The organism is Photobacterium ganghwense (assembly GCF_003025595.1).
GTDB classification, from domain to species: domain Bacteria; phylum Pseudomonadota; class Gammaproteobacteria; order Enterobacterales; family Vibrionaceae; genus Photobacterium; species Photobacterium ganghwense.
The window spans coordinates 170682-194411 of record NZ_PYMI01000004.1 but is presented as its reverse complement, the minus strand read 5'-3'; the positions used below and the strand labels follow the sequence as shown (position 1 = coordinate 194411).

Sequence of the window (23730 nt, the reverse complement as noted above, 5' to 3'; positions counted from 1 at the left end):
TTATACGGAGATTGGTTAATCTATGGCTCCAGCCATCACTCAAGTGTATTCGAAGGCCCTGGACGAAGAAGTTCAGGGCCTTCTTCCATCTACATATGATTGTCACTTTTATAATGCAATTGATGGTTTTCTGTATCGCTTAGAGATTCGGGCTATAGAAAGAAGCATGTATACAGGTGCTGTCATTGTCTATAAATTGAACTATGCCGAAGGTGATGAGTATCCTGAAGAGTATGCCGAAGAAGCTTTCAGTGAGTCCCAGTGTAAGTTCAAAGCTGCTGAAGATGCGCTAGCCTTGGGCATTCCTGTGCATAACGAACAGTGTGTTGCAAGGTATATCTTTCGTGACATGGAAGTAACGTTGGGAGAAGAAAACGTTGTTTCAGGTAAACAAATCCGTGGCGCATATGTAGATCCTGAGTTTCAAGCTTCAAGTATAACCAAACATGTGTATCTAACTTTGTTGGAACAACATGGTACGCTGATTAGCGATCACACCCAAAGTATTGCAGGACACAAGCTATGGGCCTTTGGTGTTTGTAAATGGGGCGTGGTTAAGGTTTATGATAGTGATAATAAAAAGGTATTAGTAGATCTTTTACCCGGCGGAGATTCACCAGTAAATGGAGTTGTACCTTGGTCTGCTGAAGGGTTGGAACAGCCCGATTTAGACCAGCTTCGTGAAGGTCATTGGGCCCTTGGTAATTTTCGCCATCTTGTTCTGGTTTTAAGCTATCATCATTGAATGTCAGTCTCTCGATAGTTAATAAAATTCATGTACTTAGGAAAGCCCGTTTTGAGAATAGGCTTTCCTTTTTTTGAATTGCCTACAATGCCAACCAGGATAAAGTACGATCCTTTAAACCGCTCCAAGCTGTTGATTTTTAACTTGTCCATTAAATCAAATTTAAGCTCGCTATCTAAAATGATGCTTGGTTGTGACCAAGTGCCGTAGTTCAACCATACTGAGCCATTTGGCTTTTCTGTATAGCTGGTTATCATCCCCCAGAAAATCTGTTCTTGACGATAGTGGCGTTCTTCGATGTGAGGGACTTCGACTAAATTGTCCCTAAACATTCCTTCGACCATTACGCGGTCGGAGTCAGTAATAATTCTTATGGACTTCCCACTACCATATTCAGGGTTTTTGATAAGGTAGCTTAGAATTTGTCTGAGGGACTTATCCATCGGAAAGCCAGCTCTACCACCGATAACCTGGAGGCGAGGAGAAGGCTGCCAGTTGTGGGGTGGGGCTGTCGTTTTGTCGCTGTCAGCTGTTTTATCAATGCTGCCATGTTTGGTCTTATCGAGATTTACGATGATATCGGCTGATTTGTTATCGCTGCTTTCATCTGCATCAATGCCTTCCATGTTTTCGGCTTCCAGGATTGTTGTAGCCCTGTTACAGCCATTTTCATGATGCGCATTGAAGCAAGCCGTTCTTTCATAGTCTCTGACTTTGTAGGCTTTCGTAAACCAAGCTCTTTTTCCGCATTCAATGCAGATTATTTGGCCCTGATATGTATCAGGATCCTCCATGAACATACTAGTTGTGCAGCGGCTACCATCAACTGTGAATTCAACTTCTAACATGACATTCCTTCAAAAAATAAATATGCCACCAGTATCAATGAAAGGTGGCGTATTGGTCAATCCTTGAACTGCGCTATGCGACGCAATCTTACGCTTAATAAATGGATTTACAGGAGTTATCGACGTTAACTGGCTGATAGAAACCAAAGGGAGGCGGGATGAAATTACTTTGCAGAAACCTCAAACATAAAAGCAACGAGTGGCTTGTTCAACCCGATGGATGCGTGTGGATAAGCCTCGCTGGGCTTGCAATTTTTTTGGCATGAACGAGGTAAGCAATGAAAAATTGGATACTAGCCATAGCGTTATTTTTCACATGTCATACCCACGCGCAAGAAGTCGCCTGGACGGGGATGAAAACGGACAGGTTAATTGTCATTAGTGAGCAAGGGGATAAAGGCTTTCAATTTGCTATGCTCTACATACTTGGTATAGCCGATGGATTAGAAGGGCAAAGGGCTATCTCACGAGTTGGTCCTTGTCGAGTAGAGGGGACTACGACAAATCATGAAATAGCGAGCAAGATATTAAACTCAGTAAAGGCATTGGATAAACCAAAGGAGCCGGCAGGAAAAGTGGTGATCAATGCCTATCTGTCATCTTATTGCCCGGATAGCATGACTCAATAAGCCGTGTCAGCGGCTTATGTATATCATTTCTATGATCTAAAATCGTCGGGATCAATATTTCGAAACTTTCTCTCTAATATACTAAGAAGTTTGTGTTTATCTATTTCAGAGTCAGAATCTAACAAATCAAAGTAAAATTCGGTTAGTTCGTGCTCTGCATTATTAGTTCTAATATAGTTAGCTTTCTCAGCAGAAGTATCAGCAGGCCAAAAAGAGAGATTCACAAAGAAACATCTAACAGCAATGTTCTCCACTCCAGGACATTGAAATTTACACTCTAAATAGCTTTCATTTTCTTTAATAACCTCGATGGTACGAAAAATGGATTTACATTCTTCAGCGAGTTCTGGTGGTTTTTTATTAGTATGTTCAGACCACAATTTCTCGTCTTTTAGATAATGAATAAAGCTAGATACTCTTTTATTGAAATTTTTCCCTTTAAAATAAACAAAGAAGCCTGCTTTTTTGTCTCTTGTAATATAGCGTGTTAATAATTGTATTAAACCTTCAAGTATCTTTGTGTTGTGATAATCTATTTTAGCTTCAGCGATCCAAGTGTAATCACCTTCCTTAACAGTTAGATCAACGGCTCCTACTTGTTTTGTTTGTTCAGATGCAGTATAACCCATTGAATCAAGATTTGAGCATATATAGTTGGTTATAGAATCCTCATCAAAAGAAGAGTATTTATCTTTTGTCTTTTCAAGATTAATAATTATTTGATTTATATGATTATGCAGTTGAAAAACAAACTTATCATAAGGTGAGTTTGGAAGCCTTTCAGTTAATTCTAATAAAAGGTTATTAAAGTCTGGATGTTCATGATAGGCCTCAAAAAGCTCTTGTGAAGATCTATGCTTGACCATAATTACAACATTTCTTCATTCAGCATACAAAAAAAACCAAGCCTTCTAGGCTCAAAGTCATCAATTGGCAAACCAGTTTCGACAGAGTAAGGTGGTGTATTATTAGCTAAGGCTTCTCTAAAACTTTCAACATCTACCTCAATCTCTTCACCATCATAATCAAAATAACAGAAGGTTATATCTAATAGTTGTTGTTCAGCTGAACTGAAAAATATTGCAACTTGAAGTGCATCTATTGGGGAGTTACAGTTAGATGCTTCCATTAGTCTAGTTAAAGGAAAATAGTTTACGTGTTCATTGTTTTCCACATAAGAAATAAAACTTTTAAGGTGGTCTACTGCATCGGCATTGTTGCCGATGCATACATCAATGTTATAAACCTTTTCTTTTATCTTCTTAATAGTCATATTATGACCTTGATATAATATCTTTGATTATGTTCAGTAAGCTTAGACTATCACTTGGTTTTTTTATGTAGAAATCATAACACTCTTTATTTTCCCAATCATGCCTAGTTGGGAAAATACCCATTTCTACCTCATGATTCTTATCGTTGTGATATTTCCATCGAATGAGAATAGAACGGCATATATATGTTAATTTCTTTTCTTCATCTTCGACTCTTTGAGTTCTAGCACAATATGTTTTACTCTGTAAGTCTTTTAGATGTGCATCCCTGGAGTTGCCATCAGGAGATAAAATAGCATGTGGTACTCGACCAGACTTTTTATCTTTGAAATAATTAATAATTGCCTTATGAAAGTTTACATACTCTAACTTTCCTTTCACGCCTGGGATATTGATAATGTTAATAAATTCTGTTTCAAGCTTATTAAAAAACCGACCGATTTGTTTTTGGTTTACATCTCTTGTAACTAAAAACTCAATAAAATTTTCGTTATAAGGGATAAACACACAATTAAAGTATTGCTTGTTAACCATTAAACTTGACATAGATGAATATTTATGTACTTTTTCTTTAATAACAGTAGCGAAAATACATAAAACTCCGTCACCTGAATCCGTAATTTTACAGAGAAAATCACCTGTAGGTGCTTTCGAGTTTTTTTCAAAATCGACCTTACATGGATAAACCTTGCTGTATGTATTGGGATTCTTATTTAAATCATAAGCTAAAACCGCTTTTCTGACATCAGCCATTGTTTTAGGGTCAAGCTTGGCTATTCGATACTGATGATCGGAGAAGCAAATAACCCTATCGACTATTTTTTCCAGTGAATCAACTGTACATTTTGCTTTAGAGCTCTCAGAAGATAGAATATCTGACTTAAACTTCTCTATAGTTCTTTTCAATTGGTTAGAAGTTTCAAAGCCATAAGTTCGACCAACTATCCTGGTGTATGCAAGGTTTTCTGTCTGCTCAAGTCCATTCAACAGTTGTTCGAGCTGATTGTTTGGAGCAGTATTTACCACAGTAGTATTTGCTGGCTGATTCATTGTTATGTCTCTAATATGTCCCTAATTGCATTATATGTTGACATTCAATATGCTTCAATGTGCATCGTCACAAAGTATGTTACAGCTGGGTGATTCATGTACTTGTTGGTTATCTCTTGTCTGGTGTCAGTTTTGTGAGGGCAATAATTAAACGCTAATATCGGATTGCTTTATTGAACCTTCCCAACAACCACAACATCTCCCTCATTCAGCTGAACAGTAGATTGAGAGAATTCTATCGCCACCATGTTTCCTGGTAACTTCTGCATTGAGTTGAGTGATACATCACCGTCGATGTTGATCAGGTATTGGCCACTGATCGCTTTGTTCTTGCTCGTATCCACAAACAGCTTCTGCCCCTCATACTCAACCAGCATCAAGTGCTCTGATTCAGGCATCCCTTCCAGAAACTGCGGATCAAAAAACATCTTGCCTTTATCGAAGAGCTCGCCGTTCTTGAGTTTGAAGTAGGGGAGCTCAACATTGTCTGTCGAGTTGGATGGTTTACCCCTTTCATACATTTCCCCTTCACCTAATAGTAACCAGGAAAGTGAAACGCCAAGACTCAAATGAGTCCTTGTTGCTATTTCAAAAGGAGTCATCTCGCGTTGATGCCACGTAGCGATGGTCGACTTAGGGATTCCAAAATATTCAGCAAGCTGGTTGAAGCTGCTGCAACCAGTTACTTTAAGTAATCTTTCTGTGATTTTGCGACCGCCATCATACGATGGAGGACTTAAATGAGCTTGATTATGACTCATAAACGATCTAGTATCCCATTTGAGTTCACTTTGAATGCTGCAAATTCGAGTGATAAGAAGTAATCTGAATGACGTTAAAGGATACCACCATGGAATCAACATCAATAGTTTTTAGTGCACCACTTTCACCGTACGTCACAGTTCAAAAGTTCTCTGATATCACGGGTATAGCCATTGGTCAGGTCAACAAAATGCTCCATGAAGGCCGTCTCCCAATTCGCCCCAAAACACCCGGTAAGCCAAAAGAAAAACCGCTCATTAACATGCTGGCGCTAGTTAAAGAAGCGGATTCGCAGGTGTTCTAACTAAGTCATTTGAATATAGCAATGGGGATGGGAGTCCACTATGTCTGCAAATGAATGCCCTAAACATACTGCGTTCCTCAACGCATGCACCACTTTCAGTAAAGATCATGTCATTAAGCATCTGGCTGCTAAGTTCGGCCTAGATGCTCAAATGCAGTGCAACAAGCTCGATGCCAACAAACCTCATAAGCTGTTTGTAGAAGAGCTGCTGTTACTGACCAAAGCCACCCTGAACCCTCAAACCGGGGCAATGGACTTGCAAATGGTTGATGGCCTGTTGCTAGAGCTGGGGCTTACAGCGGTACCGCTGCCGGCTGGGCAGGTTGAAAGCCTGAAGCGAACGCTTCCTGAACGAATGCTCGAAATTAATGCGGCAACCGGTGAGCTCAGTGCTCATACGCTTCAAATCAACGCCACTAACCGAGTTAACCGTCGCACCAAAGAACAAGTGGTTAAACGCGCGCAAAGTGCGGTACGTGAACTCGTGATGCTCATGAATGAAGTCGAGGGCAAGTTTCAAGCGGTACCGGTGCTTTCATGCGCTGTCGATGCATTGGGTGTTATGCCCATTCCTGGCCTTTCTTAGGAGGTTGCAATGCAACGCTTTCACTCTGCACCTGTTCGTCCCGCGTCAGACTCTATTGCAAAGTGCCACGCACTGTTTAATTGCGAAACCCGGCTTGGCCTGAGTTACGACAACTTGGAAGAGTCGGTAAAACGTACATTGTGTTTTTCCGCGGGCTTAAAGCAACGTCATATCACCTTGAAGCTGCATGAAATGACCATGCACGAACGCAAGGCGCTTCACCGGGCAATCAATCTTTTGGCCGATGCTTTGAAACCATTGGCTCATCACTCTTTAAAAGAATTTCGATAACAGCCCCTCAGGGCATCAGTTGGTCAGGAGAGCATCATGAATCAGGGAACCGTTACATGTCAGGCATCCACTCAATCTCTTGAGTGTTTTATCGAACAAGAAAACCAACACCGTGAATGTTTGGACGTGATTCAAGAGATCATGGGGTTGGCTATTTCCCATCACCAAATCATTAAAATTTTGGTTGAGTTTCTGCCGTACACGGCTCAATTTTCTGTGCGAGCGTTTGATATTAACTGGCAATCGCAAGTGGTATCGGGGAACGACTATGAAGCGAAGTTCTATCTGAATCGCAACCGTATTAAAGACAATGCGACGCCACTGCAACAGCTACTCGATATTGAAGATGATTTGATTGAACTGGTTGCTGAAGCCAAAGCGCAGCCAGCCAAGCCGGTATTGAACATTCAATCGCTGGATGACCTGGCGACATTCGCTGAAACCCATCCGTTCTCTGGCACTCAAATGCTGAACTTTTATGAAATCCGTCATGTGAATACTCAAAATATCCCAGAGGTTGAACTTCTGGCTGAAGCGCTGGAAAACGAAACCTATGGCATGGTTGGGCTGGCTACCCCTGAACTGATTCGTGGTTTTGTCGCAGGGGGTGAAGCATGAGCCAATCCCACATTATGGTAGCAGCTAATGAACTGACCGAATCGCTGGATTCTGTTGGTTTAACCTCTGCCGAAGTGGATGTTTTCGTGAATATCTTTCAATACATCCATGATGTCTCTGGTGAATGGTTCGCGCTTGATACGGTGAAAGTACAATCCTTTCATGTTGCTCACGACGCAACGTTAATTCAGCCAAACAAGATTTTTGCCGGGTGGTTTGCGTTCTGGATGTGTGTGTTTAATCACGCGGAATCAGGTTCTGAGTTAGAAGTTCAGGCATTGGGCGCTATTCGCGGTTTGTTTTTCACGGCTGCCCATAATCGCCAAATCACCGTTCCTTCCGTTATTGAAACGTGGTGGCAGGAAACCAACGATGTTCATCACAACAATTCGTTGAGCGAGGTAGTGGCATGAATTACCTCGCTGTTTTTCTTGGTGCCGATGGTGGTATTACACGTAACGCAACAACCGAAGAAGTAATGAACCTGCAGCTGGGTGAGTTTGAATCTCTCGAACTGGCCATTCAAAACGCCTGCGAAGTGCTGGAATGTACTCATGCAAAAAATGGCGTGTTGCTGAAAGGCGAAAATAGCGGCGGTTTTTTGATTTGCGATACACAGGAGTTCGCTGAGTTATGAGTGGGTGATTGTCTGGCGGGAGATAAAAGTAACGCCCCAAAAGGGGCGTGAGATTACTTGTTATTTGTTCTTGAGAGGGATTCACCAGCAAGAAAAGACATAACAATTTCGAGTCTCGTTAGTGTGATGTTAGAAACATCACAACCAAGCTCGATACCTGCTCTCACATAAGCAGCTGAGTCAAAGATTTGTAGTACAGCGTTATCTTGACTCTGGATCGTTTTGTACTGAGCAAGTAATGCATCATCACATGTTGGCTCTTGTGTTAGAAGCTCAACATATTTTTTATGTTGATACTCAGAATGAATAGCTTTTATTGCTGGTTTAACGGTATGTGTGATTGCGGCAATCAAAGCAATGAACAGCCCAATTACAGTGTTGAATTGAGTACTGGATACAACGGCAGACCCTAGAAAAATTTGTAGGATAGACATTGCTGAATCTAATCGAGAATAGAAACAAGCATTCATTTGCTCTAACCGATTGGAGTAACGAATTTTAAATTGGGTGTCATGCCTCGACATATTTAATCCTTATTTTTGGTTGGTGGTGGTGGGATTTCGCGTTGTGGCACATGGAACTTATCTGAATCATTGTTTGAACGTTTATCAGTAAAACCAGACATTTGGCTCTCCTTTAGCTGGGTGGTTGATGACAAAAGCATCTTAGCTAACGCGTGCCAGCTGCGACAGTGGGCCGTCTTCCCCACGTTACGGGGAACTTATCCGACGATTAGATTGTTTGTGACTATTGGGGGATATTTGTGCTTATTGGGGATAAACGAAGGAAATGGAAAAATAAATCACATTAATAAAAATAGTGTGAAAAGTTTTACAAATTAAATTTTTGGTTAGCTGGGAGGCATTCATCGTGAGCTTGAATGTAATTGAACATACCGAGAAGACTCTCGGTTTTTTTGCACCTAAAGAAATCCGACAATTCACATCTGCCCAACCGGCAGCCATTAGCAAAGCTGAATTCTTTCTTGCCGATCATTCTGACGACAAAATTTTAAAACGTGCACTCGGCTACTTCGATCCAAAACTTCCACCGGAATCAGCCCCGCAGGGCAGTCGCGAAGCGGCTGGGGATAATAGCCTTGTCCAGTGGCGCAAAAGTCCGACAAGGGAGGAATTAGCCGCTAAGAGGGCGACACTCACCACTCAAGCCAAGCGTAACCGGCTAACGAAGTGGGCAAACTTGCTGTCTCGGTTGCCTCGGCACTTAAACGGGGAACCCAAGCCATTAGAGGTTGTGAAGCCACTGACGTTTACTCCGATCCATCTGGATTGGCAGAAAAACCCGGTGAAATGTTTGCAGGCCCATGGGTTTGTTGAGAATGCGCCAGTAATGGCCAGGTTGCAGCATCGCGATTGGTCGAATGAATGGCGTATTCGTGTTGAGGCCCAGGCTCGCACGTCAGAAGCTCCGCCACCTCAGGCAGGTGATCGGTTCACTGAACAGCTAACTGAGCGTGCAGTCCGGAAAATTTTTGAATCCGGTGCTTATTTGCAGGTACTGCGCGGAGGGTATACAACATTCACGACGTTAACGTTTGATGATGAGCAACGGGAACGCATTCTTACCAGCAAGCCTCAAACCAAAAATCGTATCAAGCCGGGTGTCTGCGGCACTATCGTGGTGATGGGTCCTCATGGCCGAGAACCTTATCGTTTGAAAGCCAGTGGCAATTTCACCTGGTTAGATGACATGGGCAAAGCTGGAGAACTGGCTGCCATCAATATGGGGGCGATGAAATCAACCGGAGAAACAGACTTTACGGGTCAGGAAGTTTTTGAACTTGGTGCGCCCAGCATCCGGGCTGAAGGCCCATGGACGAAAATTCGTGACTATCATCCCGATTCATCAATTGGCAACGAAGTCAGCCGGTTTATCGACTTGGCGCAAAAAACATATCAGCGCGGTTGGGTTCCTGATTTTATGCCGGCTCGCGTTAAAAGAGGCCGGAGTCCGGTTCGGGAGGCGGGGGAAAAGTGCGGGAAAGTAATTGCCGATGGTCCATTCACACCTATTCGTCGCGGTGACGCTAAGGACAAGATCTTTCAGAATCCACGCTGGAAGGAAGTGAAAAAGAATGTTTTTAAAAAACGGTCTGTTCCGTTGGATTACTGTTGGGTGGCTGAAATGCCAGCCAATGAAGATGGATTGCCCAACCCTCATGTCCATTTACTGATGCGTTGGAAAGTGCCGGAAACTCATTTCTATGCTTGGGCCGGCCGACTGGAGCGACTATGGGGTAATGGCTTTGCGAAGCTAGAACGAATTCGGTACGCCAAAGCAGGGGCAGGGTATCTGGTTAAAGCTGTCGGCTACACCACAAAAGGTAAAAATGGGAATCAAGGCATGATTCGTGGCAACCGTTATGGAATTGGGGCATCTGCTAGGGCGGTTGACTGGGAAAATGTGGCAAGTTTCCAGGCCGATAATATGGCGGCGATTATTGCTGAGTGTGAAGAAAAACTGGCAAGAAAGAATGCCCACTATGAAGAACTCGAACGTCGTGCTCGTATCAAGCTGAAAGAGACAAAGCGAATCCATCAAATCACGCGTAATAACAAAAAGCTTTCTGAAGAGCAGCGCTTTTCACGTATCGAGAAGTATAAAAGCAGGATGCTTGCGCTTGATGCTGAAATTGAGCAGGTCAGAGAGGAACGCCGTGACCGTGGTGTCAGAGCTGTGGGTCATTACCAAATCACTTTCTCCGGAAGTAACTCGACTGAGAATTTCGATAATTTCTTAGGTTGGGCGTTTAACTGTCGTCAATGGCAGGCGAATAGTAGAAATGAAGCCATAAAAGATGAGCTGGAGCGGGCCAAAGACGAGCTGGTTCGGCAGTTAAGGGTAGAGCATAAAGCGCTGCGGGATGATCTTGATTTAACTGATGAGCAACTTGCCAGGCTTGAGTATGTTCATAACCGGTTGGAAGAAGTCGAGTCTGATATTAACTATCAGCGTATGTTGCGTTTACAAATGGCAAATACGCTGCAGCAGCAACGGAGCTACTGGCGTGGTTTTGTCAGTAATTTAGCATCACAAAGAACCAGTAATGACTATTGGGCTGCGTTCTTTAATCGCTATGAGCAGGATTGCCCTGAAGAAGATCAGGACAAACTGCTATCTGCTATACATTCGGAGGAGTATTTATGTGTTTTGATGGATTAGGGCTGAAGGTTCTTCGTCAACAAATTAGGGAGAACGCCGAGCGCGCTGCTTCTCAAGATCATGAAAAGGCTGACGTTCAGGCCAAGGTGTACACTGCTCACAAGACCACTCAATCTGATTTTGTGCTTGATCCGCTAGCGCCCACGGAAGAGGCGGAAGGTTAATTTGAATACAGTACCGATGACGCTTGCAGCCATCGCAAATTTCTAATCTGGGCTTTTTGATTAAACCATCATCAAAATCAGTTGGTTGAGTCACTTTTTTAACTACACGTGCTGCACATTGATTAATATTACTGTATATTCATACAGTGCTTGAGGCAAGGAGTACTGTACATGGCGCATTCAATCAGTTGGCAGGCGATTGATTTTATAGTTGAGGCCTTAGCCGCAAAAACTTACGGCGAAGACAGAACCGAGGTTGGTGTATACCTGGTGGAACTGGTAATGAAGGACAGAAAAAAGCCGCTCGATGCGGCTCAAATGAAGATGGTAAAAGCAATGCTTTCAGAGGCTTCGGACGTTTGTAAAAACAACAAGTGAAATGGCAAAAACTTAAATCCACCGTAATAACAGAATCTTGTCTTTATCTGCTTAATCCCTTTTATTGGCCAGAGCTGATTTTTACAGTGACGCTATGTTGATTTTGTTAAAACATGGCTAGTTGTTCGCGTAATTGCTTAGCGCCTTTTACAGATAAAGTTTTTACCAGCGCGACAGCTAATTGTTCTGATGCTCTCGAAGAGGGGCTAAGGCTGTGGCTGTAGTATAAAGACATCACGAATCTATGGCCGCATGCCGGATTTTTGCATAGGTAGTAGAGGTCTGCGCAATCATTTGTTAAACGATTCGTTTTTGTAATCACCGCACGATCACCACACCCACAAGTCACGCGGCTACCGTTCACATGGGGAACCGTAGCCGCCGTACTCATCTTCGATTGTACTAAGGAATGTTTATAGCCCAAGGGGCTGACAAAGGTATGACCGCATTCCGGGTCGGTACATGAACACAGAAGGTTCGCGCAATCATCCGTTACTGCTTCACTGCGACTGATAATGGCGCGAGAACCGCATTTGCAGAGAACTCGCATAACTGACTTAACCTGTTGACTGACTGCTTCAATGGTAAGGTATGCCTGTATTTATGTACAGTTGAGTGTTTCTGAAATCCCCTGCCTCAATAGTTTTTGTGGCATATCAAATAACTGATATGTGCTGCTAGTTATATAAATAAGGAGATTGTAGATATACACTAACCCCCTAAAAACTTCGAATAATCATAATTTAACTCATATTGTACGGACTGATTTATGAAACAGTTATTAGGTTTATACATTTTTGTATCATTTGTTGTTACGGGGTACTCCATTTTTACGACAAGCGAGCGAGACAGCTTCGGGAAAGATCACTTCACGGAAGGGTTGATGTGGCCTGTGGGGTTGTTTAATTATGTTTTTGAACCTGAAATAGATGGTGGCTCGTATGATTCATTGGTCGAATCTTTGAGCGAACTTCTTGAATCAAGGGATACAGACCATGATCGTTATTTAGGAGCTATCGCTGCTAACCAAGTTCTCCTTCATGCCTATGTTGAATCCGACCCTAACCTTACGAAACCTGAAGTGAAAAAGTTGGTAGATTTATCTCGTATGGATAAGTTTGCATCGTTGATCACTGTGAAAGAGCAAGTAAAGCAAAGTGTTGCTGAACGGCTTGATGGATTGGATTTTGATGGCTTGATACTAGCTGGTCAAAACGCCTTCAGCAAAACCATGAAAATCAGCGAATCACGACCTCTATATGCAACAGCGGAAGACTGTGTTGACGGACTTATTCGTGCATATAGAGAAGAGCTAGGCCCTGATAGTTTAATTCGATATGACCAGTTGCAGGAGTTTAATGAGAAATGTGGACTTCCTAGGGAGGAATGGTAATGGATGCGATTAAACTCATATTTGTCTTATTGTTTTTACTCTTTTGTATCAGCTTTCCTATGGTCGCGATGGTTATCGGTGTCGTTCTACTTCTAATAGGCGCTCTTTCCCGCAGGAAATAAACAATAAAGGCCGCATTTGCGGCCTTATTCTAAATCCAAGTTGAATTCCAAATGCAGCGATTTGGGAATTTCCCGGTCGTTGTTCACTTCATCCATAATCAGTTCGCAAACCGGAATAATTTCGTCCCTCGCGTATTCACGACCTACCTTCTCAGCGTCGCCAAAACTGGCCATGCCTTGTGGAATCATTCCGCTTTTACCGGGTGGGTAACGGTGGCCCACCAGAATGTCCTGCGCGGTAATATTTTTGATGCGCTCGAACTCGTCTTTGGTGGCAATGTCGCCAACGGGGATCAGCTGAATGCCTTTCTCTTTGCCGTTGGGCACATTCACAAACATGCTGCGGAAGTTGCCCACGCCCTTACTGCTGGCGATGGTTCGCTTCATCATTTCTTCATCTTCCGGGCTAAGGTTCGGGTCTGTCGCATAGAAGATAAAGCCCATGTGGGCACCGTTTTTGTAGTACCGGCGGCGGAACAGGGTGGCATCTTCATTGAGCAGGCTGCTTTGAATGCTGCCAAGGTAGTCCGGCATGCCATAGATTTGCTGCTGCGGGTCATACTGGCCTAGCCAGATAATGTCATTCTCGTTGTAGTCTTTGAATTGGTTATCGCGTAGAAGGAATCGCCAGCTGCCGTTCTTACGGCGCCGTAAGTACATTGACGAAATGTGCTCTAACCGCACAACGCGGCGGAAGTGATCGCGAATTTTCAGCAGCGCACCGTGGCCGAAGGTGAAGTAATCACGGCTGAACCCCTGAAACTGGCGCTTACGCATCTCGCCGCCATTAATGAATCGTCCTGTAACATGGTTAGCGCGGGCAATCAGAGCGCTGCCGTGGTAAGCGTTGGCTCGGGCAATTTGCGCCAGACCACTGGGGGAAATGGGCGGTTCCCAGTAGTCGTCCATGTCGTTGTAAAACAGTTCGCTGTATTCGGTTAGCCAGCGTCCGGCGTCTACCGGTTCGGCGTAGCTGTCAACGCTGTAGCAGGATGCTGCCGGCAGTTCGGTTTCTGTCTGCTGCTCTGGGTGTTGTGCTTCTGTCATGCTGCTGTGGCCCATGTCGATTTTCGTTGTTTGGTATGGTTAAGCGGTTCATTGATCAGGGCGTGAGCCAGTGCCCAGAAGGCATCGGCATGGCCGGTCATTTCACTGCGTTCTGCTTTATAGGTAATGCCATTGCCACTGTTGGTGGTTACCCGCTTAATGGCCATGAAGGCCATGGAAATGTCTTTGTGCTCGGCGTCGTACTGCAGGCGGTTGGCTTCTATCACATCTGCCATTTTCAGCACCATCCGGGTTTTGCTTTCGGGGTTATAGTGAATGGCCACCGCTTCCCGTGGGTGGGTCGCGCTAATCAAATCCCATACGCCGCTACCAATGCCCGTGGTATCAATGCCGATGTAGGTGACGTTGTATCGCTCGAAGACTTTGTCAATTTGCTCGGCCTGGTATTGGAAGTTAAGCCCGCGCCAGTAGTGCTTTTCTAGTACCCGGAATTTCTCGGGTGCCACAATGGGCGGGGCGACCACAACCAGGCAGGCGTTATCCCGTGTTCGTGACGGGTCATACCCCAGCCAGACCTCACGGTTTTCAAAGGGGCGAGGCGTGCCGGGTTTGAAGTCCTGCCAATGGGAGGTATCGACCATGCAGCGTTCCATGTGGCTGAACTTGAAGACGGACATTGAGCCATCCACAAACACACACATGAACAGGTTATTGAAGTCGTCTTCGCTGTATTCGTCGCGCAGTTCATCAATATCGAACAGGCCACAACCACCGTTAGCGGCATCTTCAATCGTGACCACGTAACGCCATTGCCTGTCGGGGCACAGGCGGCCGCCGTCCCGGTATTCATCAAAGGTTGGGAAATCCAGTCTTTCCCGTGCTTCCTTGCCTTTCTTCCAGCTGTCCCCGGTCCAGAACGGATACGCCTGATGGGTTTTGGCTGATGGGGTACTGAAATAGGTTTTCCGCCACTTTTTATGGGTAGCCATGGCGGAGGCCAGTTTGTTCAGTTCATCAAACTTTGGGATCCAGAAATATTCGTCAACATAAACGTGGCCATGGTAACTCTGGGCGGTTTTGCTGTTGGTCGACAGAAAACGCAGCTCGGCCCCGTTTGAGAGAATGATCGGGTTGCCAGTCAGCTCAACGCCCAGGAACTCTTTGGCGATTGACACAATGTAGCTGCGGAATACTTCAGCCTGAGCGCGGGAGGCGGACAGGAATATCTGGTTGTCGCCGGTCAGAATGGCATCTTCCAGTGCTTCACCACTGAAATAGTAGGTCGCCCCAATTTGGCGAGACTTCAGGATATTCCTGATCCGCTGTTTGAGGTTTTCACGCATAACCAGCTGGTACTTGAACAGCGAGGCATGCCAGTCTTTAAAGTGATCAGCGGTTATTTCGCTGATGTCGTTTTTCTTTCCTTTCCCTTTGCGTTTTTTCAGGTTGTCGCGGCTGCCGGAAGTGCTTTCTTTGCTGGCTGAATTCGAACGGTTATTGCTGTTGTTCGATCCGGGTTCCTGTCTGTTTTTCTCCTGTGTCCGAAGCTTTTTCAGGTTGGTGTGGTGCTTTATCAGCCGGTCGAGCATGTCCAGCTGGCGCGTCGTTGGGTCCGGGGTATCCAGCAGGGTTTGAATACGGGTTGCGATTGCTTCATCAACAGTGAATTCACGCAACATATCCCGCCAGCCGAATTTGTCAGCCCAGTAATAAACAATGCGTTCATTAGTGAGGCCAAGTTCGGCAGCGATCTCTTGTGGCGTCCACGCCTTTAAATAAAGCGCTTTCGCGGCTTGTCTAACTTCAGGTGAATATGCCATGCCGCAATCATACGCTTCTGAATAAGGCGTATGACTCACTGAAATTCCACTAATTTCGGATGAGGCTTATATCCGAATTTCAAGGAATTCAATTGAATGAATGCTTGCTCTCAAAGGCGTAACCTTCGTCGTGACTGATAGGAAAATGACTGACTAACGACGGAATTGGGATTCGATGAGTAAGCAAACGGGCTGGGTAATCGTAGCAACGGAAGGGGCAACCGTAGACGGTCGCACGATTACGGCTAATTGGATTAATGACATGGCCGCATTGTATTCGACAGATGAATACACCGCATTGATATGGCCTGAGCATTTCCGCTCGTCATGGGCACCGTTTGAAGGGAAAAACTGGGGAACAGTTGACGAAGTAAAGGCAGCAAAATTTAAAGGAAAACTGCGCTTGTTCGCCAAACTGACCGCCAACGACTACCTGCTGGAAGCCAACAAAGACGGGCAGAAGCTATTCACTTCCATTGAACCTAACCCTGATTACAAAGGCGAAGGCCGTTGTTACCTGATGGGGCTGGCAGTGACTGACTCCCCGGCCAGCACCGGAACGGCTCGTCTTAAGTTCTCTATTGGCGAACAAACACATGAACGTGAATACAGCCAACTTGAGGAACTGAACCCTTCCGATTTTTTCGCGGTTGAAAGTGATGACCGCAGCGCACTGGCGAAAGCCTTCAGCACCATTGCTGAGTGGTTTTCCAAGGGCGGGCAACCGCCATTTCCACATTCAACCGCAACACCGCACGACGAGGACACAGACGTGACCGAAGAACAACTCAAAGCCGCGCTGGCTGAGCATTTTAAGCCGTTCAGCGATCAGCTGGACTCGCTGCAAGAGAAGTTTAATACCTTCTCTGCGGGCAATCCGGAAACGCCACCGGAAGATGGCCAGAGCGGAAAGCCAAAGGATGACGAGGGCGATGACGCCTCTAAAAAATTCAGCCAGCAATTAGCCGCTGAACTGGCCAAGCAGCTTAACCCGCTGGCAGAAAAACTGACTGGCCTTGAAGCCCAGTTCGCCGAACTGAAGCAGGAAGTGCCGGGGCAAACGCCGGGTAACTCAGGCACCAGCAATGACACAATGGAGGTGTATTAATGCTTAACGCTATTTCAACGAAATACCTCCTGGAGTTCACTGCCGCGACGGTAACCGCTGCCGGAGCGACATCTGGTGCAACGCTGTTTAACATCTCGGCGCCAATGGAAACCAAGTTGCGCCAGGCAATTATGCAGTCTCATGCCTTCCTAGGAATGATTGCGCTGTTGCCTGTTCAGCAAATCAAAGGCCAGGTGGTTGATGTCGGTAACGATGGCCTTTCAACAGGTCGTTCATCGGATGGCCGTTTCAGCGTGGAAACCGGCCAGAGTGGTAATACCTACGAGCTGACGAAAACAGACTCCGGGGCCCATATTAATTGGGAAACCATGACGCAGTGGGCTAACTCTGGCCAGAAAGGTGAATGGCTGAAGTTGATGCAAAACTCGATTGCCCGCCGCTTCGCGCTGGACATGTTGCGCGTTGGCTTCAACGGTACTTCCATTGCCGCTGCGACAGACCCCGTTGCTAACCCGTTGGGTCAGGATGTGAACAAGGGCTGGCTGACTATCGTGAAAGAAAAGCAAGCCGCGCAGGTACTGCCTGCCGCCACACTTGACCCGACAGGAGCCACTGCAGGTTCATATAAAAACCTCGATTCACTGGTGCAAGACCTGATCAACACCACCATTGCGCCAGAGCACCAGGAAGACCCTGATCTGGTTGTTCTGGTGGGCTCTGACCTGGTGGCTGCTGAGCAGCACCGTTTGCTGGAAGCCGCGGCAACGCCGACTGAGCACAAAGCGGCGCAGTCTCTGGCGAAAACCATTGCGGGTAAGCAAGCCTACAAACCGCCGTTCTTCCCGAAAAAGGGTGTCTGGGTAACGAACCTGAAGAACCTGCAAGTGCTGACACAGGAAGGCACCCAGTGGCGTAGCCAGAAAAACAACGAAGACAAGTTGCGTTTCGAGAGTAGCCACATCCGCATGGAAGGCTACGCGGTGGGTAACCTGAATAAGTTTGCCGCTATCGAAGAAGTCACGGTGGCTGACCCAGCCCCGGCGGCGTAGGGGATAGCACATGGTGAGTCCATTAAAACGACAACGTGATGCGATTCTTGCCAATCAGCTTGCGGCGGCAATGCCGCAAGCTGGCACCGTTAACACCGACAGTCTGCACATTAAGCTGATTGAGTTAGAAGAAGACCGCAAACGCATGCGTGCTCAGTTCAACGCCCGTGCTGATCGCACCGACCATAAACGCAATGTGCTGATCCCGAAATACAAGCCACTGGCTGAAACCTATCTGGCCGCCGGTGAAAAGTACGAAAACCCGATATTCAGCACCTTGATTGTCTGGCTGTTCGATATCGGTGATCTGAGTACCGCGATTGACTGGTGTTTGAAAGCCATTGAGTTGGAATTACCCACACCGGAATTTATTCGCCGCGACTGGCCGACCTTCTGTGCTGATTCGGTACTGAAATGGGCCGAAACACAGGCTGAGCATGGCCACAGCATCGAACCGTATTTCAGCCAGGTATTCGCGAAAATTCGTGATGACTGGCGTCTGCACGAAGAAGTGAACGCCAAGTGGTACAAATTCGCCGGTTATTTCCTGCTGCGTGATGACGAAGGCAAGCCGCGTCCATCGGCGATTGCTGATAAAGCGACGTTGGAGCAAGCCAAAGCTTTTCTGCAACAGGCGAATGAATACCACAGCAAAATCGGTGTGGGCACGATGATCAGCAAAATCGACATGCGCCTGAGCGCGCTGGAAACCGGGAAGAATTTGTAAGTCTCCCTACCCCTCGCGCCTCGGCTGGCGAGGTAAGGATAGCCACGGCTAATCCGATACCGTCGACCCAGTGGGCAGAGGCGCAACTATTGAGAGAGTAACCATGAGCTTTGGCGGACGAATTGATACAGACACTGACACGCAGTTACCGGGTGATGGTTGGCCAGATTTGAGCACAGCAGAGTTTCGGAAAATGCGCCGCGTGCCCTCAGTGTTTGATGAGAGTTCGATTGTGGTTGCGATTGAGGCGGCATCGTTATTGGTGCAAGGGCAGTTAGATGCCTTGTTTATTAACAGCCAGCCACCGGAATTACCAAGGCAAAAAGCCGCTGTGTATCGGCGGGCTGTATATGGAATGGCTCACGCTGATCTGCTGCCTGAGTTTGCAACACAAGACCGCAGGGAAGTCGCAGAAAACGCAGCAGAGGATACGCCAGAGCAGGCAGACCGTTTCCGTGCACAGGCAACAAGGGATATTTGCCTGCTTCTTGGTCGTAGCGTGAACAGGGCGGAGATCATTTGATGGAAACCAAGCTGCAGCACCTGCACGGATTTCTGGTCGATAGCCTGAAAGGGTTGGTCCACCCAGGGAAAATTCATGCTTCGCAGGCCGGTGGCAAAGTCATTGTGGATGGCGAAGACAGAGGGAACGAAGGATACCGAATAGCTTACTGGCAATACGATGCCGGAGTGCTGATTGAAAGTTTTCCTCACCTGAAAATGGACCCTAAAACTCTGTTTGCCATGCTGGCGTGCTGGATCAGTCAATTCGATGGTGATCGTGATGTTCTGGATGATTTGAGTGATCCGGAAATTGAAGTGGATGAAAACAACGAGGCCACTGCTGATGTGCTCATTCGAATTACCTTCGCAGAGCAGATTGAAATCGTACCTGATGAAAATGGCCCAATTGTTTGGAATGACATTCGGTACAAGCTGAATCCAGTTGATATCTGGGTTGCAGAAGAGGCAGAGATTACCAATGACGCCGGTAATTACGCTTAACGCCAGTGATGCGGTATCGGCCAGAAAAGCCTTAGAGGCACTGACGTTATCACCAAAACAGCGGTTTTGGTTGCTTAAAGACTTAGGCCGCTGGGAAATACGTCAGACAAAAAGCCGCCTGAGGCGACAAAAGGACACTGAAGGCAGGCCGTTTGAAAAGCGAAAACGTGGTGAAGACCCTGTGCTCAGCAGCTTTGCTGATGGCATGGAGCCTTATGTTGAGGACAGGCTGCGGCTCAACCTTACCTGGAAGAGCAAAGGGAAAGCGAGGAAGGCGGCGGCAAACCAGCTTGGAAATGTCGAGCAGCATACCGCAGCAAGCCACGTGAAAAAGATGAATAAAAGGTTCGGTGAACCTGACTACCAGGCACCGGCGACAGACAATCAGGCCGTTGCGTTGCGGCGGCTCGGTTACAAGATGCGCCGTAAAGGTGGGGGATATAACCGCCTGAGCAAGCGAAATATCGCAAAGCGAATGACGCTTGGCCAGGCAGGCTTAATTATCAGGATGATGCGTACCGGTTCACGCAAAGGTAAGCAGAATTGGACCATTGAGAACCCGCAGCGCCAGTTTTTGGGAACGGACAAAGAGAGAGTTCGTAACCGGCTGCTTCAAAACATTGAAAAGGCCAGACAGCGCCGATAAAGACAGGATAAGGAATAGCAATGGCAATCGGTAAGGTTGAAGTCAACAACTTGAATTTAGGGCAGGGCGGAATTCCTGAAATTGAACGCCACCTGCTCTTTATCGGTACCACGGAAAAAGCCGAGCTGCAGGGTAAGGTGACCCGTGTTTCGTCCATGACCAACTTGGATGAAGTGGTGGGTGATGATGCGCTGGGGATTAACCTGAAAGCGGCGCAGCTCAACGGTAAACAAAACTGGACGGCAGCGATTTACGGCCTGACAGGCGAAGAAACCTGGGCGCAGGCGGTTGATACCGCCAACAAAACCGACTCGTTCGAAGGCATTGTGATTATCGATGAAACCATCAGTGCGAATGGGTTCAACGACATGCAGGCCAAGCACTCTGAACTGGTCAGCAAGCTGGGGCGCTGGGTGTTTTTCCTTGCCGCCGTGCCGGGCATCGACGTGCAGGCACAAACCTGGTCAGCCTATGAAACGGCCATGCTGGCACTGGTGAAAGATGTGGCTGCCAACATGGTGGTGCCGGTACCGCAGTTGCACGGAAATAACGTCGGGGTACTGGCTGGCCGCCTGTGTGACCGCAGTGTCACAGTGGCAGATACGCCAATGCGGGTGGCGACGGGTGCCGTGCTGGGGTTGGGCGAGCCGCCAGTTGATAGCGCCGGGAAAGAGCTGGAAATGTCGACCCTTGGCACGCTGGCCAATGCGCGATATTCGGTACCGCAATGGTATGCCGATTATGAAGGCGTGTACTGGGCTGATGCCATGACACTGGAAGCCAAAGGGGGCGATTACCAGTTCATTGAGTATGTTCGCCCGGTTCACAAGCTGAACCGCCGGGTTCGGGTAAAAGCGATTCGCCGTATTGGTGACAAGATTCTGAACTCCACCCCGGCATCAATTGAAATGAACCGCCAGTACTTCAGCGGTGACATGCGCCTGATGTCGAAGACTACCGAAATTGGCGGTATTACGTTCCCTGGTGAAATCATGCCGCCGCGTGAGCAGGATGTGACCATTCAGTGGATGACCAAAACAAAGGTCATTATCGGCCTGATGGTACGCCCGCACAACTGCCCCAAACACATTGTGGTCAATATTGCGCTTGACCTTTCTAACCCTGCGGAGGCGTAACCATGAGTCGTATTTCTGGCAAGAATATGCGCTTTAACCTGGGTGACCTGAAAATCAGTGCTCAGAAATTCACCCTGTCGATTACCGATAACAGCGCCGTCAGTAAAACCAACGGCGTGCCGGATGGCTGGGTGGATGGTGATGTGGAAGCCTCCGGTGAAATGGAACTGACGACCTCCCAGTTCAACCTGCTGTCGAAAGCGGCCAAAAACGCAGGCGCATGGCGCAACCTGCCAGCCTTTGATGCCATGGGCTACGGCAAGACGGACAAAGATGAACTCAAGGTTGAGATGTTCGGCGTCAAAATCAAAATTTCTGATCTGCTGGATGTGGACGCGAACGGTGGTAGCGCACTGGTGCATAAAATCCCGTTCGATATCACCAGCCCGGACTTTATTCGCATCAACGGGACACCTTACCTGCGTGATGATGAAACTGAAGACCTGGTGCACAGTAGGGGGCGGAATGACCGATGTTATCGACGAGGGCAGCCGTGTCGAAGCCCAATTCACGGAAATGGCGGTGGCCAGACAACTGGCAGCCGCAGCTAAAACGAAAAGTGGTCACCCGCTCAGCGCAGAGAACTGCACAGAATGCGGTGATGAAATCCCGCAAAAACGCCGCGAGCACGTACCGGGATGCCAGTACTGCACCGGCTGTCAGGCACTCAACGAAAAGGGACGACTGTGAAGCGATTTGAATTGAAACGCCGTTATTTCCCGCATGGGACGTACAGCACGCTGCACCGCGAAGACGGCAGCCAGGTGTGTGTGATGGTCGAGCGGGCATGGAAAAACAACGCTCAGGGGGAATCGTGTATTACGGAAGGGACATACACGATGTACCCGCACAAATCGCCCAAATTTGGTGAGTGCTATGCGCTGGAAGCCAAGGCGTTGGGGGTTACCCGGTACGGCCCGAGCCTGCGCAGCCACATTCTGATCCATAAAGCGAATTACCCGAGCCAACTGCAGGGGTGTCTAGCGCCAGGTGTGGATTTCGGATTCGTCGGCGATGAGTGGGCGGTGGTGAATTCCACGGCTGCATTTAACGCCCTGATGCGTGAGCTTGGCGGTGAACCGGCTTCGCTCACCATTGTAAAAGACTGACGGTAAAGGACAGATAACGATGTGGGACAACGTAAAGCAACTGATTGGAAATACCGCCCCGTTGATTGGCTCTTTGATTGGCGGTCCGGCAGGGGGCGCGATCGGCAGTTTGGTGGCCTCTGCGTTAGGCGTGGAAAACTCACCGGGTGCCATTGAAGCGGAGCTGCGCACTAATCCGGATGCCTTGCTGAAACTGAAGCAGCTGGAAATGGCACATGAGGTGCAGTTGCGTGAACTGGCATTTCGACATGCGGAGCTGGAAAGCGAAGAACGAAGACTGCAGGTGACACAGCAAACGGCCACCGTTCAGGCTGAAATGGCCAGTGCAGACCCCTTTGTGCGCCGCTGGCGGCCGACGTGGGGTTACACCTTATGTCTGAGCTGGGCGCTCATGTTCTTTGGACTGTTTTTTGTGATGATTTTTCACCCCGCAGAGGCGGCGAATGTTGTGAACGCCATCGTGGCGTTGTCACCGCTGGTTACTGTCGCTCTTGGCGTGTTGGGCGTGAATATTCACAAACGTTCGCTAGACAAACAAATTGCCGCCGGACAAATGCCGTTGGGCCTGTTTGCTGGGATGAGACAAGCCGTTAAAGGGGGCTAGATGAGTGCAACGTGGGTCTCAGTCATTATCGCGGCCATTGCTGTAGTGATCAGCCTGTTGGCGCTCATCTTTGGTCGTTCCGATAAAGGGCAGGCGACCTCCAATGAACACGCCAAACGGATTCACCAAAACGAATTGGCTACTGAGCGACTTCGTGGGGATGTGGCGGAAAAATACGCAACCAAACACGAACTGCGTGAAGCAGTAGACGATTTAAAAACCTCAATTAATGGGCGATTCGATCGCCTGGAAGACAAGCTGGATAAAGAGAGAGACGCAGCATGAGCAAGAAAACCATCATTCTGACCATTGCAGGAACGGATATCAGCTTTGACCCGACCCCGGAACTGTACGGCGAATACATGGGGCAGATGGCCCAAGGAGATCTGGTCGATGCCGCGCATAACTTTGTGATGCAGTCAGCCTCTGAAGACGGCAAGCCAGCACTGCGTGAGCTGTTTGACGATAACCCCGGCGCACCGATGCAGGTTGCAGGTGCGTTGATTAAGGAATACTCGCCGAAGGTGGCGATTAGCGTAAAAAAATAGATGACCTTGTCACGGCCATAGAACT

At 47.3% G+C, this 23730-nt stretch carries 33 protein-coding genes and 1 pseudogene; 25 read left to right on the top strand and 9 right to left on the bottom strand.

From position 1 onward, the window contains the following. Window positions 1-22 precede the first annotated feature (22 nt). Window positions 23-745, top strand: coding sequence for a hypothetical protein (locus tag C9I92_RS15280; RefSeq protein ID WP_053061871.1), 723 nt, complete (start codon window positions 23-25; stop codon window positions 743-745). Here C9I92_RS15280 and C9I92_RS15275 read toward each other — a convergent pair. Next, window positions 739-1593 carry a hypothetical protein gene (locus C9I92_RS15275; protein WP_047885890.1) on the bottom strand — a complete coding sequence of 285 codons (855 nt, stop codon included), beginning with the start codon at window positions 1591-1593 and terminating at the stop codon, window positions 739-741. The genes C9I92_RS15280 and C9I92_RS15275 overlap by 7 nt on opposite strands. Before the next feature lie 278 nt (window positions 1594-1871). On the opposite strand from C9I92_RS15275, the gene C9I92_RS15270 reads away from it, so the two are divergent. Beyond that, window positions 1872-2222, top strand: a complete 351-nt coding sequence (locus C9I92_RS15270; protein ID WP_047885889.1) for a Rap1a family protein — start codon at window positions 1872-1874, stop codon at window positions 2220-2222. Between the two features lie 29 nt (window positions 2223-2251). Here the strand turns inward: C9I92_RS15270 and C9I92_RS15265 are convergent, their stop codons facing one another. The 4 genes from C9I92_RS15265 to C9I92_RS15250 all read right to left on the bottom strand — a co-directional run bounded on the left by C9I92_RS15265 (window position 2252) and on the right by C9I92_RS15250 (window position 5307). Further along, entirely contained in the window at window positions 2252-3088 is an 837-nt protein-coding gene (locus C9I92_RS15265) for a hypothetical protein (RefSeq protein WP_053061870.1), read from the bottom strand. Window positions 3089-3090: 2 nt separating this feature from the next. Beyond that, a complete protein-coding gene (locus tag C9I92_RS15260) occupies window positions 3091-3495 on the bottom strand; it encodes a hypothetical protein (protein WP_047885888.1) in 405 nt (134 codons plus the stop codon). Window position 3496: 1 nt separating this feature from the next. Continuing rightward, complete coding sequence (locus C9I92_RS15255; RefSeq protein ID WP_047885887.1) at window positions 3497-4546, bottom strand: hypothetical protein; 1050 nt, start codon at window positions 4544-4546, stop codon at window positions 3497-3499. 170 nt (window positions 4547-4716) lie between these two features. Continuing rightward, the gene (locus C9I92_RS15250) at window positions 4717-5307 is read right to left on the bottom strand and encodes a phage repressor protein CI (protein ID WP_047885886.1); all 591 of its coding nucleotides are present in this window, start codon (window positions 5305-5307) and stop codon (window positions 4717-4719) included. 89 nt (window positions 5308-5396) lie between these two features. On the opposite strand from C9I92_RS15250, the gene C9I92_RS15245 reads away from it, so the two are divergent. From C9I92_RS15245 to C9I92_RS15220, 6 genes are read left to right on the top strand one after another with little or no spacing between them, the layout of a single operon-like run. Then, window positions 5397-5612 carry a hypothetical protein gene (locus tag C9I92_RS15245; protein ID WP_047885885.1) on the top strand — a complete coding sequence of 72 codons (216 nt, stop codon included), beginning with the start codon at window positions 5397-5399 and terminating at the stop codon, window positions 5610-5612. A gap of 40 nt (window positions 5613-5652) precedes the next feature. Further along, window positions 5653-6198 (top strand): phage regulatory CII family protein, encoded by a 546-nt coding sequence (locus C9I92_RS15240; RefSeq protein ID WP_047885884.1) that lies wholly within the window; start codon window positions 5653-5655, stop codon window positions 6196-6198. 9 nt (window positions 6199-6207) lie between these two features. Next, window positions 6208-6489, top strand: coding sequence for a hypothetical protein (locus tag C9I92_RS15235; RefSeq protein WP_047885883.1), 282 nt, complete (start codon window positions 6208-6210; stop codon window positions 6487-6489). Window positions 6490-6525: 36 nt separating this feature from the next. Next, entirely contained in the window at window positions 6526-7107 is a 582-nt protein-coding gene (locus tag C9I92_RS15230; RefSeq protein WP_047885882.1) for a hypothetical protein, read from the top strand. Next, window positions 7104-7520: a hypothetical protein gene (locus C9I92_RS15225; protein WP_047885881.1), complete on the top strand. Its 417-nt coding sequence runs from the start codon at window positions 7104-7106 to the stop codon at window positions 7518-7520. Before C9I92_RS15230 ends, C9I92_RS15225 begins: the two co-directional genes overlap by 4 nt. Beyond that, window positions 7517-7744 carry a hypothetical protein gene (locus C9I92_RS15220; RefSeq protein WP_047885880.1) on the top strand — a complete coding sequence of 76 codons (228 nt, stop codon included), beginning with the start codon at window positions 7517-7519 and terminating at the stop codon, window positions 7742-7744. Before C9I92_RS15225 ends, C9I92_RS15220 begins: the two co-directional genes overlap by 4 nt. Window positions 7745-7797: 53 nt before the next feature. On the opposite strand, the gene C9I92_RS15215 is transcribed toward C9I92_RS15220, so the two are convergent. Further along, on the bottom strand, window positions 7798-8268 hold the full coding sequence (locus C9I92_RS15215) for a hypothetical protein (protein WP_047885879.1): 471 nt from the start codon (window positions 8266-8268) through the stop codon (window positions 7798-7800). Window positions 8269-8614: 346 nt separating this feature from the next. Here C9I92_RS15215 and C9I92_RS15210 point away from each other — a divergent pair, with 346 nt between their 5' ends. The 3 genes from C9I92_RS15210 (at window position 8615) to C9I92_RS15200 (ending at window position 11469) form a co-directional block, all read left to right on the top strand. Then, on the top strand, window positions 8615-10927 hold the full coding sequence (locus C9I92_RS15210) for a rolling circle replication-associated protein (RefSeq protein WP_047885878.1): 2313 nt from the start codon (window positions 8615-8617) through the stop codon (window positions 10925-10927). Further along, window positions 10909-11091, top strand: coding sequence for a hypothetical protein (locus C9I92_RS15205; protein ID WP_047885877.1), 183 nt, complete (start codon window positions 10909-10911; stop codon window positions 11089-11091). The genes C9I92_RS15210 and C9I92_RS15205 overlap by 19 nt, the downstream gene beginning before the upstream one ends. A gap of 171 nt (window positions 11092-11262) precedes the next feature. Then, entirely contained in the window at window positions 11263-11469 is a 207-nt protein-coding gene (locus C9I92_RS15200; RefSeq protein ID WP_047885876.1) for a hypothetical protein, read from the top strand. Window positions 11470-11575: 106 nt separating this feature from the next. Here the strand turns inward: C9I92_RS15200 and C9I92_RS15195 are convergent, their stop codons facing one another. Beyond that, on the bottom strand, window positions 11576-12019 hold the full coding sequence (locus C9I92_RS15195) for an ogr/Delta-like zinc finger family protein (RefSeq protein WP_084712596.1): 444 nt from the start codon (window positions 12017-12019) through the stop codon (window positions 11576-11578). A gap of 219 nt (window positions 12020-12238) precedes the next feature. Here C9I92_RS15195 and C9I92_RS15190 point away from each other — a divergent pair, with 219 nt between their 5' ends. Further along, window positions 12239-12862: a hypothetical protein gene (locus tag C9I92_RS15190; protein WP_047885875.1), complete on the top strand. Its 624-nt coding sequence runs from the start codon at window positions 12239-12241 to the stop codon at window positions 12860-12862. A gap of 146 nt (window positions 12863-13008) precedes the next feature. Here C9I92_RS15190 and C9I92_RS15185 read toward each other — a convergent pair whose 3' ends face one another. Next, a complete protein-coding gene (locus C9I92_RS15185; protein ID WP_047886332.1) occupies window positions 13009-14031 on the bottom strand; it encodes a phage portal protein in 1023 nt (340 codons plus the stop codon). Further along, a complete protein-coding gene (locus C9I92_RS15180) occupies window positions 14028-15812 on the bottom strand; it encodes a terminase large subunit domain-containing protein (RefSeq protein ID WP_047885874.1) in 1785 nt (594 codons plus the stop codon). The genes C9I92_RS15185 and C9I92_RS15180 overlap by 4 nt, the downstream gene beginning before the upstream one ends. A gap of 175 nt (window positions 15813-15987) precedes the next feature. Here C9I92_RS15180 and C9I92_RS15175 point away from each other — a divergent pair, with 175 nt between their 5' ends. From C9I92_RS15175 to C9I92_RS15115, 13 genes and pseudogenes are all read left to right on the top strand, one after another. Further along, entirely contained in the window at window positions 15988-16920 is a 933-nt protein-coding gene (locus C9I92_RS15175; protein WP_047885873.1) for a GPO family capsid scaffolding protein, read from the top strand. Next, window positions 16920-17930 carry a phage major capsid protein, P2 family gene (locus tag C9I92_RS15170; protein ID WP_047885872.1) on the top strand — a complete coding sequence of 337 codons (1011 nt, stop codon included), beginning with the start codon at window positions 16920-16922 and terminating at the stop codon, window positions 17928-17930. The genes C9I92_RS15175 and C9I92_RS15170 overlap by 1 nt, the downstream gene beginning before the upstream one ends. Before the next feature lie 10 nt (window positions 17931-17940). Continuing rightward, a complete protein-coding gene (gene gpM / locus C9I92_RS15165; RefSeq protein ID WP_047885871.1) occupies window positions 17941-18657 on the top strand; it encodes a phage terminase small subunit in 717 nt (238 codons plus the stop codon). Between the two features lie 103 nt (window positions 18658-18760). Continuing rightward, window positions 18761-19180, top strand: a complete 420-nt coding sequence (locus C9I92_RS15160; protein ID WP_047885870.1) for a head completion/stabilization protein — start codon at window positions 18761-18763, stop codon at window positions 19178-19180. Next, window positions 19180-19662 (top strand): phage tail protein, encoded by a 483-nt coding sequence (locus tag C9I92_RS15155; RefSeq protein WP_047885869.1) that lies wholly within the window; start codon window positions 19180-19182, stop codon window positions 19660-19662. Before C9I92_RS15160 ends, C9I92_RS15155 begins: the two co-directional genes overlap by 1 nt. Continuing rightward, window positions 19640-20308 carry a hypothetical protein gene (locus C9I92_RS15150; protein WP_047885868.1) on the top strand — a complete coding sequence of 223 codons (669 nt, stop codon included), beginning with the start codon at window positions 19640-19642 and terminating at the stop codon, window positions 20306-20308. Before C9I92_RS15155 ends, C9I92_RS15150 begins: the two co-directional genes overlap by 23 nt. Window positions 20309-20328: 20 nt before the next feature. Further along, entirely contained in the window at window positions 20329-21444 is a 1116-nt protein-coding gene (locus C9I92_RS15145; protein WP_047885867.1) for a DUF2586 domain-containing protein, read from the top strand. A gap of 2 nt (window positions 21445-21446) precedes the next feature. Beyond that, window positions 21447-21893: pseudogene (locus tag C9I92_RS15140) on the top strand (phage protein); the annotation flags it as partial. 73 nt (window positions 21894-21966) lie between these two features. Beyond that, window positions 21967-22134 carry a TraR/DksA C4-type zinc finger protein gene (locus C9I92_RS15135; protein ID WP_346242795.1) on the top strand — a complete coding sequence of 56 codons (168 nt, stop codon included), beginning with the start codon at window positions 21967-21969 and terminating at the stop codon, window positions 22132-22134. Continuing rightward, a complete protein-coding gene (locus C9I92_RS15130; RefSeq protein WP_047885865.1) occupies window positions 22131-22553 on the top strand; it encodes a DUF5675 family protein in 423 nt (140 codons plus the stop codon). The genes C9I92_RS15135 and C9I92_RS15130 overlap by 4 nt, the downstream gene beginning before the upstream one ends. A 19-nt stretch (window positions 22554-22572) precedes the next feature. Beyond that, a complete protein-coding gene (locus C9I92_RS15125) occupies window positions 22573-23157 on the top strand; it encodes a 3TM-type holin (protein WP_047885864.1) in 585 nt (194 codons plus the stop codon). Further along, complete coding sequence (locus C9I92_RS15120; protein WP_047885863.1) at window positions 23158-23442, top strand: hypothetical protein; 285 nt, start codon at window positions 23158-23160, stop codon at window positions 23440-23442. It abuts the gene before it with no gap. Continuing rightward, window positions 23439-23705, top strand: coding sequence for a putative phage tail assembly chaperone (locus C9I92_RS15115; RefSeq protein ID WP_047885862.1), 267 nt, complete (start codon window positions 23439-23441; stop codon window positions 23703-23705). Before C9I92_RS15120 ends, C9I92_RS15115 begins: the two co-directional genes overlap by 4 nt. Window positions 23706-23730 lie beyond the last annotated feature (25 nt).

Excerpts from the sequence above, each read along its gene's own strand:
- C9I92_RS15280 (WP_053061871.1), top strand. The coding sequence starts at position 23 with ATGGCTCCAGCCATCACTCAAGTGTATTCGAAGGCCCTGGACGAAGAA.
- C9I92_RS15275 (WP_047885890.1), bottom strand. The coding sequence starts at position 1,593 with ATGTTAGAAGTTGAATTCACAGTTGATGGTAGCCGCTGCACAACTAGT.
- C9I92_RS15270 (WP_047885889.1), top strand. The coding sequence starts at position 1,872 with ATGAAAAATTGGATACTAGCCATAGCGTTATTTTTCACATGTCATACC.
- C9I92_RS15265 (WP_053061870.1), bottom strand. The coding sequence starts at position 3,088 with ATGGTCAAGCATAGATCTTCACAAGAGCTTTTTGAGGCCTATCATGAA.
- C9I92_RS15260 (WP_047885888.1), bottom strand. The coding sequence starts at position 3,495 with ATGACTATTAAGAAGATAAAAGAAAAGGTTTATAACATTGATGTATGC.
- C9I92_RS15255 (WP_047885887.1), bottom strand. The coding sequence starts at position 4,546 with ATGAATCAGCCAGCAAATACTACTGTGGTAAATACTGCTCCAAACAAT.
- C9I92_RS15250 (WP_047885886.1), bottom strand. The coding sequence starts at position 5,307 with ATGAGTCATAATCAAGCTCATTTAAGTCCTCCATCGTATGATGGCGGT.
- C9I92_RS15245 (WP_047885885.1), top strand. The coding sequence starts at position 5,397 with ATGGAATCAACATCAATAGTTTTTAGTGCACCACTTTCACCGTACGTC.
- C9I92_RS15240 (WP_047885884.1), top strand. The coding sequence starts at position 5,653 with ATGTCTGCAAATGAATGCCCTAAACATACTGCGTTCCTCAACGCATGC.
- C9I92_RS15235 (WP_047885883.1), top strand. The coding sequence starts at position 6,208 with ATGCAACGCTTTCACTCTGCACCTGTTCGTCCCGCGTCAGACTCTATT.
- C9I92_RS15230 (WP_047885882.1), top strand. The coding sequence starts at position 6,526 with ATGAATCAGGGAACCGTTACATGTCAGGCATCCACTCAATCTCTTGAG.
- C9I92_RS15225 (WP_047885881.1), top strand. The coding sequence starts at position 7,104 with ATGAGCCAATCCCACATTATGGTAGCAGCTAATGAACTGACCGAATCG.
- C9I92_RS15220 (WP_047885880.1), top strand. The coding sequence starts at position 7,517 with ATGAATTACCTCGCTGTTTTTCTTGGTGCCGATGGTGGTATTACACGT.
- C9I92_RS15215 (WP_047885879.1), bottom strand. The coding sequence starts at position 8,268 with ATGTCGAGGCATGACACCCAATTTAAAATTCGTTACTCCAATCGGTTA.
- C9I92_RS15205 (WP_047885877.1), top strand. The coding sequence starts at position 10,909 with ATGTGTTTTGATGGATTAGGGCTGAAGGTTCTTCGTCAACAAATTAGG.
- C9I92_RS15200 (WP_047885876.1), top strand. The coding sequence starts at position 11,263 with ATGGCGCATTCAATCAGTTGGCAGGCGATTGATTTTATAGTTGAGGCC.
- C9I92_RS15195 (WP_084712596.1), bottom strand. The coding sequence starts at position 12,019 with ATGCGAGTTCTCTGCAAATGCGGTTCTCGCGCCATTATCAGTCGCAGT.
- C9I92_RS15190 (WP_047885875.1), top strand. The coding sequence starts at position 12,239 with ATGAAACAGTTATTAGGTTTATACATTTTTGTATCATTTGTTGTTACG.
- C9I92_RS15185 (WP_047886332.1), bottom strand. The coding sequence starts at position 14,031 with ATGACAGAAGCACAACACCCAGAGCAGCAGACAGAAACCGAACTGCCG.
- C9I92_RS15180 (WP_047885874.1), bottom strand. The coding sequence starts at position 15,812 with ATGGCATATTCACCTGAAGTTAGACAAGCCGCGAAAGCGCTTTATTTA.
- C9I92_RS15175 (WP_047885873.1), top strand. The coding sequence starts at position 15,988 with ATGAGTAAGCAAACGGGCTGGGTAATCGTAGCAACGGAAGGGGCAACC.
- C9I92_RS15170 (WP_047885872.1), top strand. The coding sequence starts at position 16,920 with ATGCTTAACGCTATTTCAACGAAATACCTCCTGGAGTTCACTGCCGCG.
- gpM (WP_047885871.1), top strand. The coding sequence starts at position 17,941 with ATGGTGAGTCCATTAAAACGACAACGTGATGCGATTCTTGCCAATCAG.
- C9I92_RS15160 (WP_047885870.1), top strand. The coding sequence starts at position 18,761 with ATGAGCTTTGGCGGACGAATTGATACAGACACTGACACGCAGTTACCG.
- C9I92_RS15155 (WP_047885869.1), top strand. The coding sequence starts at position 19,180 with ATGGAAACCAAGCTGCAGCACCTGCACGGATTTCTGGTCGATAGCCTG.
- C9I92_RS15150 (WP_047885868.1), top strand. The coding sequence starts at position 19,640 with ATGACGCCGGTAATTACGCTTAACGCCAGTGATGCGGTATCGGCCAGA.
- C9I92_RS15145 (WP_047885867.1), top strand. The coding sequence starts at position 20,329 with ATGGCAATCGGTAAGGTTGAAGTCAACAACTTGAATTTAGGGCAGGGC.
- C9I92_RS15125 (WP_047885864.1), top strand. The coding sequence starts at position 22,573 with ATGTGGGACAACGTAAAGCAACTGATTGGAAATACCGCCCCGTTGATT.
- C9I92_RS15120 (WP_047885863.1), top strand. The coding sequence starts at position 23,158 with ATGAGTGCAACGTGGGTCTCAGTCATTATCGCGGCCATTGCTGTAGTG.
- C9I92_RS15115 (WP_047885862.1), top strand. The coding sequence starts at position 23,439 with ATGAGCAAGAAAACCATCATTCTGACCATTGCAGGAACGGATATCAGC.